Below are 15,600 nucleotides of genomic sequence, written 5' to 3'. Positions count from 1 at the left end.
CGGATTGACAATGTTCGGACTACAAATGCTTATATTGAAAACCGGGCGGCCCGGGAATACAATCATGGGAGTGAATAAAATCGGGGAGGTGACTGCCGTGCCGAAAAAAGTATGGCTGCTCGTAATCGGGATGTTCGTCAACACGGTGGGGAACTCCTTTATCTGGCCGCTGAATACGATCTACATGCATGACCATCTAGGGAAGTCCCTGTCGGTGGCGGGGCTCGTCCTGATGGCGAACTCGGCTGCGGGGATCGTCGGCAACATGCTCGGCGGGTTCCTGTTCGATAAGATCGGCGGCTACCGTTCAATCATCACGGGGATTGTTTTGTCGCTCGCCGCCCTGGTCGGACTCGTCTTCTGGCACGGCTGGCCGCATTACGTCTGGTTCCTCACGTTTCTCGGATTCGGAGGCGGCATCGTCTTCCCGAGCATGTATGCGATGGTCGGGACCGCCTGGCCGGAGGGCGGGCGGAAGGCGTTCAACTCCATTTATCTGGCGAACAATGCCGGGGTCGCCATCGGGCCTGCGCTTGCCGGGCTCGTGGCGACTTATAAGATCGATTACATTTTCCATGCCAATGCCATCATGTATGTCCTGTTCCTGCTCATCGCCATCACCTTTTACCGCGGGTTCAAGATCGACCCCGCCACCCACACATCGGTGCTCAAGGAGCAGAAGCGGATCCGGCAGAAGGCGCCGCTCATTTCCCTCGTCATCGTACTGAGCGGCTTCTTCCTGACGTGGCTCGTCTACTCGCAGTGGACGACGACCATCTCGACCCATGCCATCGATGTCGGCGTCTCGCTCGGCCAGTACAGCCTCCTGTGGACGATCAACGGAGCGCTCATCGTCCTTGGACAGCCGCTCATCAAGCCGATCGTCAAGCGCATCGAGGACAGGCTGAAAGTGCAGATGCTGATCGGCATCGTCATCTTCATCATCTCGTTTATCGTCGTCGGCTTCGCGGAGTCGTTCGCGATGTTCGTCACTTCGATGATCATCCTGACTTTCGGGGAGATGTTCGTCTGGCCGGTGATCCCGACCATCGCGAACAGTCTCGCGCCGAAGGGCCGGGAAGGCTTCTACCAGGGCATTGTGAACAGCGTCTCGACGGCGGGGCGGATGGTCGGGCCCGTCCTCGGCGGAGTGCTCGTGGATCTGTACGGCACGCATATGATGCTCACCATCCTGACGGCCGTCATGAGTTTGGCCATCGTGACAAGCCTCCTGTACGACTTGCCGATGAAACGGCAGTCCGCCGATCGGCCGGCTGCGTGAAGAGATTTTTTATCGGGAGGATTTTCGTGGATGCAACGGCATTCTTCATATCAAAGGCTTGGCCCCGTGACTTCGGTTGCGGGGATTTTTTAATGCATTTTGCGGCGGTGCGCATGTTGCCGGAAGACGGGGAGGCCGTTGCAACAGGCGGATTCTTCTGATTTAATGGATGTAGGCGTTTACAAAATAGAAACGGAGGGGGATTATATGAAACCGATATACAATACGGCCGCAGAAGCAGTGGCGGATATCCGAGACGGCTCGACGCTCATGGTCGGCGGATTCGGACTTGTCGGCATTCCGGAACAGCTCATCCTGGCGCTTGTCGACAGCGGCGTCAAGGATCTGACCGTCATTTCAAACAATTGCGGGGTCGATGACTGGGGGCTGGGCCTGCTTCTGAAGAACAAGCAGATCAAGAAGATGATCGGCTCCTATGTAGGGGAAAACAAAGAATTTGAACGGCAGGTGCTTTCCGGCGAAATCGAGGTAGAGTTGACGCCCCAGGGCACGCTTGCCGAAAAAATCCGTGCCGGCGGAGCGGGTATTCCGGCTTTCTTTACACCCGCGGGCGTCGGGACGCCGATTGCGGAAGGGAAAGAAGTGCGCACGTTCGACGGCAAGGAATACGTCCTTGAAGAAGCCCTCAAAGCGGACTTTGCGCTCGTCCGTGCGGCAAAGGCCGATCGGCTCGGCAACCTGGTCTACAACAAGACCGCCCAGAACTTCAACCCGATGATGGCCGCCGCAGGCAAGGTGACGATTGCCGAGGCGGAAGAAATCGTGGAGACGGGGGACCTGGATCCGGCATGCGTCCATACGCCGAGCATCTATGTGCAGGGGCTGATCCAGGCCGAACAGGAAAAGCGGATCGAGCGGCTGACGACCCGCTGAGGACCGACGAAAGGGGAGAGGTTACGATGGATAAAGCACAAGTGAGGGAACGGATTGCCCGGCGCGCCGAGCAGGAGATCAAGGACGGGGACTATGTCAACCTCGGGATCGGCATGCCGACGCTCGTGGCCAACTATATTTCCGATGACAAAACGGTGATTCTCCAGTCGGAAAATGGACTGCTCGGCATCGGACCGTATCCGGAAAAAGATGAAGTCGACCCCGATCTGATCAATGCCGGCAAAGAGACCGTCACGGCGATCAAGGGAGCGGCCTACTTCAACAACGCCGAATCATTCGCCATGATCCGCGGAGGGCATATCGATGTGGCGATACTCGGCGGCATGGAAGTATCGGAAACCGGAGATCTCGCCAACTGGATGATCCCCGGCAAGATGATCAAAGGAATGGGCGGAGCGATGGATCTCGTCCACGGCGCCAAGAAAATCATCGTGATCATGGACCACACGGCAAAGGACGGCTCGCCGAAAATCCGGAAGCAGTGCTCGCTGCCGCTCACCGGCAAAGGCGTCGTCGACATGATCATCACCGAACGGGCGATGATCGAAGTGACGCCGGACGGCCTGAAGCTGAAGGAAGTGTTCGACGGATTCACGGTTGATGACATCGTGAAGGCGACAGAAGCTGAACTCGACATCAGCGAAGTAAAAGAAAACGCGTGAGTGACCGAGCCGGAAAAGAATCCTTTTCCGGCTCGATTGCCGTACAAGGATCAGGATGCCATTGAAGGAGTGAAGGCGATGAGCAAGCATGAACTGCTGGAGGAGATGCAAAAGGCGGTCGGCCGGGTGCTGTTTGAAAAAGAAAAGGTGACCGAATTGATCCTCACCGCGCTCGTCGCGGGCGGCCACGTGCTGCTGGAGGATGTCCCGGGCACGGGCAAGACGGTCCTGTCCAAGACGATGGCCGATTTTATCGATGCGACTTTCCGCCGGATCCAGTTCACGCCGGACGTGCTGCCGGGAGATGTGACGGGGATCCGGTTCTTCAACATGAAGACCGAGGAATTTGAATACCGGGAAGGCCCGGTCATGACGAACATCCTGCTGGCCGATGAGATCAACCGGGCGACCCCGCGAACGCAGTCGAGCCTGCTTGAAGCGATGGAGGAGGGGCAGGCGACGGTGGACGGGGAGACCCACCGGCTTCCCGGGCTGTTTTTCGTCATCGCCACCCAGAACCCGATCGAGTCTGCGCAAGGGACATTCGATCTTCCGGAAGCCCAGATGGACCGCTTCCTCATGAAGATCCGTCCGGGCTATCCGTCGGAGGCCGGTGAGCGGGCGATGATCCAATCCTACATGCACGGAAGGCCGGCGCAGACCGTCTCCTCTGCGACCGTGGATGATATTCTCGCCATCCGGAGGGAAGCCCTGAAAATCCGGGTGAACGAAGCGGTCGAGGAGTACCTGATCCAGCTCGTCCGGGCGACGAGGGACCATCCGGAAATCGAGACCGGTGCCAGCCCGCGCGGCACGATCGCGCTGATGCGGGCCGTACAGGCGAGGGCCCATCTCCACGGCAGAAGCTTTGCGGTGCCGGAAGACGTCCGGGAGCTGGCGGTTCCGGTGCTTGCCCACCGCCTCGTGCTGACCGTTGAGGCGTCGATGCGGAAAACTTCCGAAGAAGTGCTTGAGGGGCTGCTGGGCCGGATTCCCGTTCCGGTCGAGGATGTGCCGGGAAGGTGAACCACGGATTCAGCAGGGAAGTCCATTCCGAGCGGCGCGCGCTCGCCTACAGCCTTGCAGCGGTCGTCTTCCTCCTCGTCGCGCTGCTTGGAAAGAATGCGATCGTCTGGAGCATTCCGCTGTTCATCTTGCTTGTGATCATCGGGAACTATGCCTATGTATTCCATGCCGCCCGTTCCATCCGTTTTGAAAATGAACGGGACGGACTCCGGCTCTTTCCCGGGAATGCGGATACCCTTTCGTTTGCGTTCACAAATGCAAGCCGGCTGCCGGTCCTGAATGCTTCATGGACGGCCGGCATCCTTGACCCGGACAAGGCGCTCGGACGGAAGGGCGAAGGGCCTGACGAGTACCGGCACCTCCTGCTCATGGGCAGGGAGACGGCGGTCTTCCCCGTCCGGATCGAGGCGGCCAAACGGGGGATTGTCCGCTTTCCGGTGATGAGAGTGAGGGTCAGGGATCTCCTCGGGCTTTACACGGTCTGGCTGACATATGAGGGCTATGTCCGGAAAGAGGCATGCGTCTACCCGGAACCGGTGCCGTTCCCGCTTCCCGTCAGGCTGTCCCGGATGGAGCCGGGCGGGACGCCGGAGAGGATGTCGCTGTTTGAGGAACCGACAATGCCGAGGGGCAGCCGTTCGTACCTGGCGGGTGACCCGTTCGGGACGATCGCCTGGAAAGAGACGGCACGGACGGGAGAACTGCGGACAAAAGAATTCGAGCGGGTCGTGCTCACCCGCTGGATCCTGGCTGCGGATCTCACTGGAGAATCCCGGGAACACGCGGATGAAGAGGAAGCGGAGGCGGTCTTCGGGAAACTCGCCTATGCGATGGAGATGGCCGAACGCAAAGGGATCGAAACGGAAATGTGGCTGAATGTCCGGATGGCGGGGGCCCGGCCTTATCTTCACGTGCCGGCGGGTTCGGGTCCGGCCCATCTTTCTGCCGTGCTGCAGACGCTTGCCAGGCTGCCGGGTTCGGCCCCTGTCGCATCGCCCGTCCCGATGTACGGCGGCATTGCCAGGTCGGCCGGAAGCGGGCACGTCCTTCTCCACTTTGGCGCGTGGCGGGAAGAGGCGGCCGGCCTGGAACGGCTGCTCGCGAAAAAAGGGGTTCCCGTCCACCGGATCCGGGGCGAAAAGGCGGTGGAAGCGGGATGAGGGACTGGAGAATGGTTTACGTCCGGCTTGCGGGGCTGATTCTCGAATTTTCGGCGGTCTATCTGTTTTCTGCTCCTCCCTATCTGTTCCGTGGAGAAATGCCGCCAGCCTTCCCGATGCTGTTCGCCCTGCTGGCGGGGGGAGCGGGATTCCTGCTGCTCCGCAGGAAGTCCCTGAAGCTTGCCGGGCTTGTCACGGCGGTTCTCGTGCTTGCGGGAGGCCTGCTCTTTGGGTTGAGCCCGGCATTTTCCGCCATCCTCGGCGTGGTTGCGGCGTGGCGGTTTGCCGCTGCCGCCGGCCGGGATGCCCGGGACACGGAATTCCTCGTCGCTTTCCTGTCGATCGGCTACGGCCTCGCCGCCTTTTTCCTGATCGGCGGGGAAGCCGGGGGCAGTCTTCTCAAGTTCCTGATCCTGCAATTCGGCTTCGCCGTATTCGTCCGGGCCGCAAGATCGGTCCTTGAAGCGGGGCAGGGAGGCAGGAAGCAGGATCGGGCGCTGATCGGCCTGGGTGCTGGAGTTGTCTTGTTCACTGCCGGTGTCCTCTTTCTTGAGCCGATCATGGCCCGGCTCGCCGTGCCGGCCGGCTGGCTGTTCGGCGGGCTCGGCCAGGTCCTGGGATTGATCGCCGGCCCGTTCCTGCGCGCCGCCGAGCCGATGATCGGCTGGCTCCGGGAAAAACAGGAACGGATTGATGAGGAACAGAAAGAGGACCAGGCGGAAAGCGGATCGGAAGAGTTCCAGTTTCCCGGGAGCGATGATCCGTCGGATGAAACCGGCNCGAAAAGGCGGTGGAAGCGGGATGAGGGACTGGAGAATGGTTTACGTCCGGCTTGCGGGGCTGATTCTCGAATTTTCGGCGGTCTATCTGTTTTCTGCTCCTCCCTATCTGTTCCGTGGAGAAATGCCGCCAGCCTTCCCGATGCTGTTCGCCCTGCTGGCGGGGGGAGCGGGATTCCTGCTGCTCCGCAGGAAGTCCCTGAAGCTTGCCGGGCTTGTCACGGCGGTTCTCGTGCTTGCGGGAGGCCTGCTCTTTGGGTTGAGCCCGGCATTTTCCGCCATCCTCGGCGTGGTTGCGGCGTGGCGGTTTGCCGCTGCCGCCGGCCGGGATGCCCGGGACACGGAATTCCTCGTCGCTTTCCTGTCGATCGGCTACGGCCTCGCCGCCTTTTTCCTGATCGGCGGGGAAGCCGGGGGCAGTCTTCTCAAGTTCCTGATCCTGCAATTCGGCTTCGCCGTATTCGTCCGGGCCGCAAGATCGGTCCTTGAAGCGGGGCAGGGAGGCAGGAAGCAGGATCGGGCGCTGATCGGCCTGGGTGCTGGAGTTGTCTTGTTCACTGCCGGTGTCCTCTTTCTTGAGCCGATCATGGCCCGGCTCGCCGTGCCGGCCGGCTGGCTGTTCGGCGGGCTCGGCCAGGTCCTGGGATTGATCGCCGGCCCGTTCCTGCGCGCCGCCGAGCCGATGATCGGCTGGCTCCGGGAAAAACAGGAACGGATTGATGAGGAACAGAAAGAGGACCAGGCGGAAAGCGGATCGGAAGAGTTCCAGTTTCCCGGGAGCGATGATCCGTCGGATGAAACCGGCTTTGCAGCCATCTTCCTCATCCTGCTTGCGGCCGGGGCCGCGGCGGGTGTCTTCTTTCTTGTCCGTGCCCACCGGAACGCCGCGCAGCCGGTCCGCCCCGACGCACTTGCGGAAAAGCGGATGCCCGGCGGAGCAGAACGGGCCAGGCAGCCAAGAGTCCGCCGCCCGCCAGGACCCGTCCGCCGGGAGGTATACCGGCTGGAGAGGAAAATGGCCCGCGCAGGCAAGGGGCGCCGGTCGGACGAGCCGTTTGGGGAATGGCTGTCCAGGCTTGGGACGGACAGGGAGACGCAGATGATGCTGGCCGATTTATACAGCCGCGTCCGTTACGGAGATGAACCGGTCTCGCGCGAAGAGGCGGAAGCCTTCCGGAAAGCGATCCGGGAGATCGGCTGAACATCCGCGGAACAACCGTCCGGAAATTGAAAAGGACATGAAAACATCCGCACTTGCCCGGACGGGTCGGTGCGGATGTTTTTATCTGTACGGAGACCTAAAGCGCTGCAGTCGGCACCGTCTTTTCATCCCGGCCGGCGATCATGCCGGACAGGAACAAGAGGATGATCGTCACGATGAAGAGCCAGAGGGAGGCAGTCCAGTTTCCGGTCACGTCGTGGAGAGCGCCGAAGAGCACCGGGCCCGCCGCCGCGAGCAGGTAGCCGATCGACTGTGCCATGCCGGACAGGGAAGCAGATTCGGACGGCGTGCGGGTCCGGAGGGCGAAGAACATCATCGCCAGCCCGAACGATGCGCCGCCGGCAACGCCCATGAGGATCATCCAAAGAGGGGTCAGGGACATGTTGTCGACAAACAGGCCGCCGTAGCCGGCTATGTAAAACGCCGCGATGATGACGACGAGCAGCCGCTGGTCCTTCATCCGTCCCGCGATGATCGGGACGAGGAATGTGAGCGGGATCTGTGAAAACTGCAAGAGAGAGAACATCCACCCGGCCGTGCTTTCCTCAAATCCCCTTGACACGAGGACTTCCGGCACCCAGGCGGCCGTTGTATAGAACATGACCGACTGAAGGCCCATGAAAAACGTGACGCCCCAGGCGAGCGGGGATTTCCAGAGCGGGCGCGGCGCCGGTCCTTTTGCGGGCCCGGACGCCTCCAGCACCGGACGCTTTTTCACTTGCGGCAGCCAGATGACCAAGGCGGCAGCGGCGAGAAGCGCCCAGATGCCGATCGATGCCCGCCAGCCGGGCGCAAATGAATCGGCGACCGGCGCGCTCAGTCCCGCAGCCGTTCCTGCCGCCAGGTTCATCGAGACGGTATAAATGCCCGTCATGAGTCCGACCTGCATCGGGAAGTTCATTTTGACGAGGCTCGGAAGGAGCACGTTCGCGAATGAAATGGCCACTCCGAGGAGGAAAGTCCCCGCGAGGAGGAGGCCGGTCCCGCCCGACGAGCGGATGATAATCCCGATGGTAAGAACGAGAAGCGCGAGGAACAGGCTTCTGGCCATGCCGATCCGGTCGGCGATCTTCGGGACGACCGGAGAGACGAGCGCGAAGGTGAGCAGCGGGATTGTTGTCAGGAATCCGGCGGTTGTGTTGGAGATGCCGAGATCCTCGATGATGCGGGAGATGACCGGCCCGACGGCAGTCAGCGGGGAACGGAGCGTGAAGGCGATCGCGACGACCCCGAGCAGCAGGAGCCATGCGCCGGCATCCAGTTTCAGCCGTTTGGAGCGATATGTATCTTTTTCTTCCAAGAGCAGCCCTCCAGTCAATTGTGCGACAATTCACCTTTTCATCCTATCAAAGGCCCCCGGCGATGTAAACGCCTGCACAATGGCACTTGCGGCGGCATGCACTATCGGGTACAATAATGCCAATAGTCAAAGACGTTGACGGGGAATAGTAGGCGTTTCGGCCCTTCCAGAGAGCCGGCGGTCGGTGCAAGCCGGCAGGACGGAACGCCGAACTCGCCTCCCGAGTCCGCACCGCAGGCAATGCCGGCCGGTGCCGTCCTTCCGCGTTAAGGATTAAGCTGGACGGCTTGCCGTCAATTTGGGTGGCACCGCGGGAGCGCAACAGTCTCTCGTCCCTGTTTCGGGACGGGGGATTTTTTTATTTTTAAGGAGGAATGGGCCGTGAGCTACAATCATCAGGAGATCGACCGAAAATGGCGGAAGTACTGGGAAGAAAACAAAACATTCAAGACGGTGGATGAGCCGGAGAAGCCGAAATTCTATGCGCTGGACATGTTCCCGTATCCATCCGGCGCCGGACTTCACGTCGGCCATCCGCTCGGTTACATTGCGACCGACATTCTGAGCGGATTCAAGCGGATGCAGGGGCATAACGTGCTGCATCCGATGGGCTGGGATGCATTCGGCCTGCCGGCGGAGCAGTATGCGCTGGATACCGGCAATGACCCGGCCGAGTTCACGGCGAGGAACATTGCGACGTTCAAGCGCCAGATGCAGGAGCTCGGGTTTTCGTACGACTGGGACCGGGAGATCAACACGACCGACCCGGAATACTACAAATGGACGCAGTGGATCTTCATCAAGCTTTATGAGCGCGGCCTTGCCTATGTGGACGAAGTGCCGGTCAACTGGTGCCCGGCGCTCGGCACGGTGCTCGCGAATGAGGAAGTCATCGACGGCCTGTCCGAACGCGGCGGCCACCCGGTCGAACGCCGCCCGATGCGCCAGTGGGTGCTCCGCATCACTGAATATGCGGACCGCCTTCTTGAGGATCTCGACGATCTCGACTGGCCGGACAGCCTGAAGGAAATGCAGCGCAACTGGATCGGCCGCTCGGAAGGCGCACAGATCAAGTTCCCCGTCGACGGATCTGAGAAGTCGTTTGAAGCATTTACGACCCGCCCGGATACGATCTTCGGCGCCACGTACGCCGTCCTTGCACCGGAGCACAAGCTCGTTTCGGAAATTACGACGCCGGAACAGCAGGCGGCGGTCGATGCGTATCTGGACAAAGTGAAGACGAAAAGCGACCTTGAACGGACGGACCTGGCCAAAGACAAGACGGGCGTCTTCACCGGCGCCTACGCCGTCAATCCGGTGAGCGGGGAGAAGATGCCGATCTGGATCGCCGACTACGTGCTGGCCACGTACGGGACGGGCGCCATCATGGCCGTTCCGGCACATGATGAGCGGGACTATGAATTCGCGAAGAAATTCGACCTGCCGATCAAGGAAGTCGTCGCGGGCGGCAACGTTGAAGAAGAAGCGTATGTCGGCGACGGCCCGCATGTGAACTCCGGATTCCTCGACGGACTGGGGAAAGACGAGGCGATTGCCAAGTCCATCGCCTGGCTTGAGGAGCACGGGGCGGGCGAGAAGAAAATCACGTACCGTCTCCGCGACTGGCTATTCTCCCGCCAGCGCTACTGGGGCGAGCCGATCCCGGTCATCCACTGGGAAGACGGCACGATGACGACCGTTCCTGAAGAAGAGTTGCCGCTCATGCTGCCGAAGACGGACAACATCCGCCCGAGCGGCACCGGCGAATCCCCGCTCGCGAACATCGAAGACTGGGTGAACGTCACGGATCCGGTGACCGGCATGAAAGGCCGCCGCGAGACGAACACGATGCCGCAATGGGCCGGCAGCTGCTGGTACTATATCCGCTACATCGATCCGCACAACTCCGAACAGCTCGTCGATCCGGAACTTGCCGAGCGCTGGCTCCCCGTCGACATCTACGTCGGCGGTGCGGAACACGCGGTGCTTCATCTGCTGTATGCCCGTTTCTGGCACAAAGTGCTGTATGACGTCGGCGTCGTCAAGACGAAGGAACCGTTCCAGAAGCTGTTCAACCAGGGCATGATCCTCGGCGAAGGCAATGAAAAGATGTCCAAGTCGAAAGGCAATGTCGTCAACCCGGACGACATCGTCGAAAGCCACGGTGCCGATGCGCTCCGCCTCTATGAGATGTTCATGGGGCCGCTCGACGCATCGAAGGCCTGGTCGACGAACGGCCTCGACGGCGCCCGCAAATTCCTCGACCGCATCTGGCGCCTGTACACGGCAGCGGACGGTACGCTTTCTTCGAAGATTACGGAAGAAAATGACGGCGCGCTCGACAAAGTGTACAACCAGACGGTGAAAAAAGTGACCGAAGACCTTGAGGCCATGCACAACAACACGGCCATCTCGCAGATGATGGTGTTCATCAACGAAGCCTACAAAGCCGAAAAGCTGCCGAAGGAGTATGCGGAAGGCTTCGTGAAGATGCTGTCGCCGATCTGCCCGTTCATCACGGAAGAACTGTGGCGCCTCCTCGGCCATGAAGAGACGATCAAGTATGAGCAATGGCCGGCTTGGGACGAATCGAAGCTAGTCGACGACCAGGTGGAAATCGCCGTCCAGATCAACGGCAAAGTCCGCACAAAAGTGGTCGTCGCGGCTGACGTCACCAAAGAAGGCCTCGAAGCCGCGGCCCTCGCCGAACCGCGCGTGAAGGAACTGACCGAAGGCAAGGAAATCAAAAAAGTCATCGCTATTCCTGGGCGGCTCGTGAACATTGTGGTTGCCGGCTGAGCCGGACACCAAAAAACCGGAGCGAGGAAGACCTGCTCCGGGTTTTCGTCTTTGTGTCGATACAGATAACGCTTTGATGGATAAAGATAATGCTTTCGCAGATAAAGATAACGCTTCGGCGGATAAAGATAACGTTCAGGCCGATAAAGATAACGCCAGGCGAAAAAGGATAAACCCGGAGCGGATAAGCCGTTCCGGGTTTTCATGTTGATTCATTCACCAGTGCCGAGCGCTGACTGTGCTGCGTTCATCCCGGCGATCCGGCCGGTGACGAGCGCAGAGGTGATGTTGTATCCGCCGGTGTAGCCGTGGATGTCGAGGATTTCTCCGCAGAAGAAGAGGCCATCCTTTTTCTTGGACGCCATTGTTTTCGGCCAGACTTCCTTGACCGAGACGCCGCCTCCGGTGACGAACGCCTTTTCGATCGGCTGAGTGCCGTTCACGGTCATTTCGAATGAATGAAGAAGACGGGAGAGGCTCCGCAGCTTGTCGTGGGCAATCTGGCCCGCAGGCATGGCCGGGTCGATGTCCGAGCGCTCCATGAGGAACAGCAGCCAGCGCTCGGGCGCCAGGCCCTTCCACAGATTCTTTGCCGCTTTTTTTGGCTCGGCTTTTCCCGTCTTCACGAGCTCCTGGAAAGTGGTCTCCGCGTTCTCATCAGGCAGGGAGTCGATCTGCATCAGAACGGGCGCGCCTCCGGTTTTCTTCATTTCCTTCACGACAAACTGGCTGCACCGGAGGATCGCCGGGCCGCTCAGGCCGAAGTGGGTGAACAGCATGTCCATCCGGTGGGTGACGAGCGTCTTGCCCTTTTTGTTTAGAACGGACACGGCGGCTCCCCGAAGGGCAAGCCCTTGCAGTTCCCGTTTCCTGATGAACGGCTCGTCCGACAGCAGTGGTACTTCCGTCGGATACAGCTCCGTCACCGTGTGCCCCGCCTGCTCGGCCCACGGGTACCCGTCACCGGTCGATCCTGTCTGGGGAACGGCCTTGCCGCCGGACGCCACGACGACCGAACGGCTCCGGATTTCCTCGCCGCCTTCCAGTCGGACGCCGAGGATGCGCTCGCCGTCCATGAGGAGCTTTTCGACCCTTGCACCGAAGCGGACTTTCACGCCGAGCTTTTTCAGTTCGCCCGTCAGCGCATCGACCACGTCGGACGCCTTGTCTGACACCGGAAACATCCTTCCGTGGTCTTCTTCCTTCAAGGGAACACCGAGCTCCTCAAAAAAGCGGATGATGTCCTTGTTGTCGAAAACGGAGAACGGGCCGTAGAGGAAACGGCCGTTCCCGGGGATATGCCGGATGATCTCGTCGTAGTCGAGNAACATTGTGGTTGCCGGCTGAGCCGGACACCAAAAAACCGGAGCGAGGAAGACCTGCTCCGGGTTTTCGTCTTTGTGTCGATACAGATAACGCTTTGATGGATAAAGATAATGCTTTCGCAGATAAAGATAACGCTTCGGCGGATAAAGATAACGTTCAGGCCGATAAAGATAACGCCAGGCGAAAAAGGATAAACCCGGAGCGGATAAGCCGTTCCGGGTTTTCATGTTGATTCATTCACCAGTGCCGAGCGCTGACTGTGCTGCGTTCATCCCGGCGATCCGGCCGGTGACGAGCGCAGAGGTGATGTTGTATCCGCCGGTGTAGCCGTGGATGTCGAGGATTTCTCCGCAGAAGAAGAGGCCATCCTTTTTCTTGGACGCCATTGTTTTCGGCCAGACTTCCTTGACCGAGACGCCGCCTCCGGTGACGAACGCCTTTTCGATCGGCTGAGTGCCGTTCACGGTCATTTCGAATGAATGAAGAAGACGGGAGAGGCTCCGCAGCTTGTCGTGGGCAATCTGGCCCGCAGGCATGGCCGGGTCGATGTCCGAGCGCTCCATGAGGAACAGCAGCCAGCGCTCGGGCGCCAGGCCCTTCCACAGATTCTTTGCCGCTTTTTTTGGCTCGGCTTTTCCCGTCTTCACGAGCTCCTGGAAAGTGGTCTCCGCGTTCTCATCAGGCAGGGAGTCGATCTGCATCAGAACGGGCGCGCCTCCGGTTTTCTTCATTTCCTTCACGACAAACTGGCTGCACCGGAGGATCGCCGGGCCGCTCAGGCCGAAGTGGGTGAACAGCATGTCCATCCGGTGGGTGACGAGCGTCTTGCCCTTTTTGTTTAGAACGGACACGGCGGCTCCCCGAAGGGCAAGCCCTTGCAGTTCCCGTTTCCTGATGAACGGCTCGTCCGACAGCAGTGGTACTTCCGTCGGATACAGCTCCGTCACCGTGTGCCCCGCCTGCTCGGCCCACGGGTACCCGTCACCGGTCGATCCTGTCTGGGGAACGGCCTTGCCGCCGGACGCCACGACGACCGAACGGCTCCGGATTTCCTCGCCGCCTTCCAGTCGGACGCCGAGGATGCGCTCGCCGTCCATGAGGAGCTTTTCGACCCTTGCACCGAAGCGGACTTTCACGCCGAGCTTTTTCAGTTCGCCCGTCAGCGCATCGACCACGTCGGACGCCTTGTCTGACACCGGAAACATCCTTCCGTGGTCTTCTTCCTTCAAGGGAACACCGAGCTCCTCAAAAAAGCGGATGATGTCCTTGTTGTCGAAAACGGAGAACGGGCCGTAGAGGAAACGGCCGTTCCCGGGGATATGCCGGATGATCTCGTCGTAGTCGAGGTTATTTGTCACATTGCAACGCCCGCCGCCGCTGATCGCGAGTTTCTTTCCGAGCTTGTTTCCTTTTTCGATGAGCAATACGTCCGCTCCCTCCGCGCCGGCCGCTGCCGCCGCCATGAGCCCCGACGGCCCGCCGCCGATGATGATCACATCATGCATATCAGTTCATCCTTTCAAGATGGCCGGGATCAGGACCCGGCCCGGAAAACGATTCAAGTCGTTGTTGGATTGAATAGGGCGCTTTTCAAATCGAATCAAACGATTAGACTGCCGAATCGAACGATTGCCCCTGTGAATCGAACGAATACGCCGCCGAATCGAACGATTACGCTTCCGAATCGAACGATTATGGCCCGGGTGACGCGTTTTCCCCCGGGGCAACCAACGCACCGCGCGCACGTCCTTCATTATACAACAGGATTTGCAAAAGAATTTGAGATATCGGCCGGGGCGGAGTAAACTGGAGAATAGTTTATATGAATGGAAGGGTCCTATGTCATCGAATTTAGTTAAGGGGACGGCGGTTCTGTCGATCGGACTGTTCCTGTCCAAGGCGCTCGGCCTCCTGTACGTCATCCCGCTCTATGCGATGGTCGGACAGGAGAATCTCGGGCTTTATCAGTATGCCTACATACCGTACAACATCATGCTGTCTTTCGCGATTTCCGGGATGCCGATCGCGGTGTCGAAATTCGTCTCCAAGTACAATGCACTCGGGGATTATGAGACCGGGCGGAGGCTGTTCAAGTCGAGCCTGTGGATCATGATCGGAACGGGGATCGTCTCGTTCCTTCTGCTGTACTTCCTTGCCGAGCCGATGGCCCACATGGTCATCGCCGATGATGAGCAAGTGTTCTCGGTCGATGAAATCGCCGGCGTCATCCGCTGGGTGAGCTTCGCGCTCATCGTCGTGCCGTTCATGAGCCTGACGCGCGGTTTCTTCCAGGGATACCAGCAGTTCACGCCGACCGCCGTCTCTCAGCTTCTGGAGCAGATCGTCCGGATCTTGTTCGTGCTGGCGGGCGTATATGTCGTCATCAACTTTATGGAAGAATCTCCGCGGACCGCAATTTCATTTGCCGTGTTTGCGGCCTTCATCGGCGCACTGGCCGGGCTTGCAATTCTCGGCTACTACTGGAAACGCGAAAAGCCGGAGTTTGACCGGCTGCTCGATTCAAGCACCCATTCGAACGGCGCCAGCCTGAAGGACATGTACCGGGAACTCATCGTCTACATTTTTCCGATCGTCCTCGTCGGGCTTGCCAATCCGCTGTTCCAGTTTGTCGATATGATCACGTTCAACCGGGCGATGTCCTCGATCGGCCTGGCCTCCGTATCCGACGGCCAGCTTGCGATGCTGAATTTCACGACCCACAAGATCGTCATGATCCCGGTCATGATCGGGACGGCTTTCTCGATGGCGCTCATTCCGATCGTGACGGGCTACTTTACAACAGGGAACCGGACGGCGATGACCCGGTCGCTCGATCAGACGTATCAGATCGTCGCGTTCCTGACTTTCCCGATGGTGCTCGGGCTGATGATCCTGTCGGGTGAGTTCTACCATCTCCTGTTCGAGGAAGATGCAGTCGGCGCCGCCATCCTGAGGTCCTACGCGCCTGCGTCCATCCTGTTCGCCCTGTACACGGTCACCGGCTCCATCCTGCAGGCGATCGACCGGCATAAATGGATTGTCCTCAACCTGCTCATCGGCCTGCTGCTCAAGCTCGCTCTGAACATTCCGCTCATCAAGCTGTTCGAGGCGCAGGGCGCCATCCTGGCG

At 59.8% G+C, this 15,600-nt stretch carries 11 protein-coding genes, 1 pseudogene and 1 other annotated feature; of the genes and pseudogenes, 9 read left to right on the top strand and 3 right to left on the bottom strand.

The features are described 5' to 3' along the window. Positions 1-97: 97 nt before the first annotated feature. The 7 genes from BN1189_RS15480 (at position 98) to BN1189_RS15455 (ending at position 7,025) form a co-directional block, all read left to right on the top strand. A complete protein-coding gene (locus BN1189_RS15480) occupies positions 98-1,282 on the top strand; it encodes an MDR family MFS transporter (protein ID WP_040229292.1) in 1,185 nt (394 codons plus the stop codon). A gap of 26 nt (positions 1,283-1,308) precedes the next feature. Continuing rightward, positions 1,309-1,443, top strand: a complete 135-nt coding sequence (locus BN1189_RS16615) for a hypothetical protein (protein ID WP_257125431.1) — start codon at positions 1,309-1,311, stop codon at positions 1,441-1,443. Between the two features lie 46 nt (positions 1,444-1,489). Further along, positions 1,490-2,176, top strand: coding sequence for a CoA transferase subunit A (locus tag BN1189_RS15475; protein ID WP_040229256.1), 687 nt, complete (start codon positions 1,490-1,492; stop codon positions 2,174-2,176). A gap of 26 nt (positions 2,177-2,202) precedes the next feature. Next, positions 2,203-2,859: a CoA transferase subunit B gene (locus BN1189_RS15470; protein ID WP_040229255.1), complete on the top strand. Its 657-nt coding sequence runs from the start codon at positions 2,203-2,205 to the stop codon at positions 2,857-2,859. Positions 2,860-2,937: 78 nt separating this feature from the next. Further along, positions 2,938-3,885 (top strand): AAA family ATPase, encoded by a 948-nt coding sequence (locus tag BN1189_RS15465; RefSeq protein WP_040229290.1) that lies wholly within the window; start codon positions 2,938-2,940, stop codon positions 3,883-3,885. After that, entirely contained in the window at positions 3,882-5,045 is a 1,164-nt protein-coding gene (locus BN1189_RS15460) for a DUF58 domain-containing protein (RefSeq protein ID WP_040229254.1), read from the top strand. The genes BN1189_RS15465 and BN1189_RS15460 overlap by 4 nt, the downstream gene beginning before the upstream one ends. Before the next feature lie 801 nt (positions 5,046-5,846). Further along, positions 5,847-7,025, top strand: a complete 1,179-nt coding sequence (locus BN1189_RS15455) for a DUF4129 domain-containing protein (protein ID WP_179860971.1) — start codon at positions 5,847-5,849, stop codon at positions 7,023-7,025. Between the two features lie 97 nt (positions 7,026-7,122). Here the strand turns inward: BN1189_RS15455 and BN1189_RS15450 are convergent, their stop codons facing one another. Beyond that, on the bottom strand, positions 7,123-8,346 hold the full coding sequence (locus BN1189_RS15450) for a CynX/NimT family MFS transporter (protein WP_052455913.1): 1,224 nt from the start codon (positions 8,344-8,346) through the stop codon (positions 7,123-7,125). Positions 8,347-8,472: 126 nt separating this feature from the next. Further along, positions 8,473-8,686, top strand: a binding site (T-box leader). 41 nt (positions 8,687-8,727) lie between these two features. On the opposite strand from BN1189_RS15450, the gene leuS reads away from it, so the two are divergent. Further along, entirely contained in the window at positions 8,728-11,145 is a 2,418-nt protein-coding gene (leuS, locus tag BN1189_RS15445) for a leucine--tRNA ligase (protein ID WP_040229252.1), read from the top strand. Between the two features lie 212 nt (positions 11,146-11,357). Here leuS and BN1189_RS15440 read toward each other — a convergent pair. Both BN1189_RS15440 and BN1189_RS15435 read right to left on the bottom strand, forming a co-directional pair. After that, positions 11,358-12,479: pseudogene (locus tag BN1189_RS15440) on the bottom strand (NAD(P)/FAD-dependent oxidoreductase); the annotation flags it as partial. Positions 12,480-12,704: 225 nt separating this feature from the next. Beyond that, positions 12,705-13,976 (bottom strand): NAD(P)/FAD-dependent oxidoreductase, encoded by a 1,272-nt coding sequence (locus BN1189_RS15435; RefSeq protein WP_040229251.1) that lies wholly within the window; start codon positions 13,974-13,976, stop codon positions 12,705-12,707. A 334-nt stretch (positions 13,977-14,310) separates the two neighbouring features. On the opposite strand from BN1189_RS15435, the gene BN1189_RS15430 reads away from it, so the two are divergent. After that, positions 14,311-15,600, top strand: a 1,290-nt coding sequence (locus BN1189_RS15430; protein WP_040229250.1) for a putative polysaccharide biosynthesis protein, incomplete at its 3' end; no start/stop codon positions are given.

Source organism: Bhargavaea cecembensis, from assembly GCF_000826125.2.
GTDB lineage: Bacteria > Bacillota > Bacilli > Bacillales_A > Planococcaceae > Bhargavaea > Bhargavaea cecembensis_B.
The sequence above is the reverse complement of the archived record's forward strand: the minus strand, read 5'-3'. Positions and strand labels throughout refer to the sequence as shown.

Coding starts and splice junctions, on each gene's coding strand:
- BN1189_RS15475 (WP_040229256.1), top strand. CDS start 1,490: ATGAAACCGATATACAATACGGCCGCAGAAGCAGTGGCGGATATCCGA.
- BN1189_RS15470 (WP_040229255.1), top strand. CDS start 2,203: ATGGATAAAGCACAAGTGAGGGAACGGATTGCCCGGCGCGCCGAGCAG.
- BN1189_RS15465 (WP_040229290.1), top strand. CDS start 2,938: ATGAGCAAGCATGAACTGCTGGAGGAGATGCAAAAGGCGGTCGGCCGG.
- BN1189_RS15455 (WP_179860971.1), top strand. CDS start 5,847: ATGAGGGACTGGAGAATGGTTTACGTCCGGCTTGCGGGGCTGATTCTC.
- BN1189_RS15435 (WP_040229251.1), bottom strand. CDS start 13,976: ATGCATGATGTGATCATCATCGGCGGCGGGCCGTCGGGGCTCATGGCG.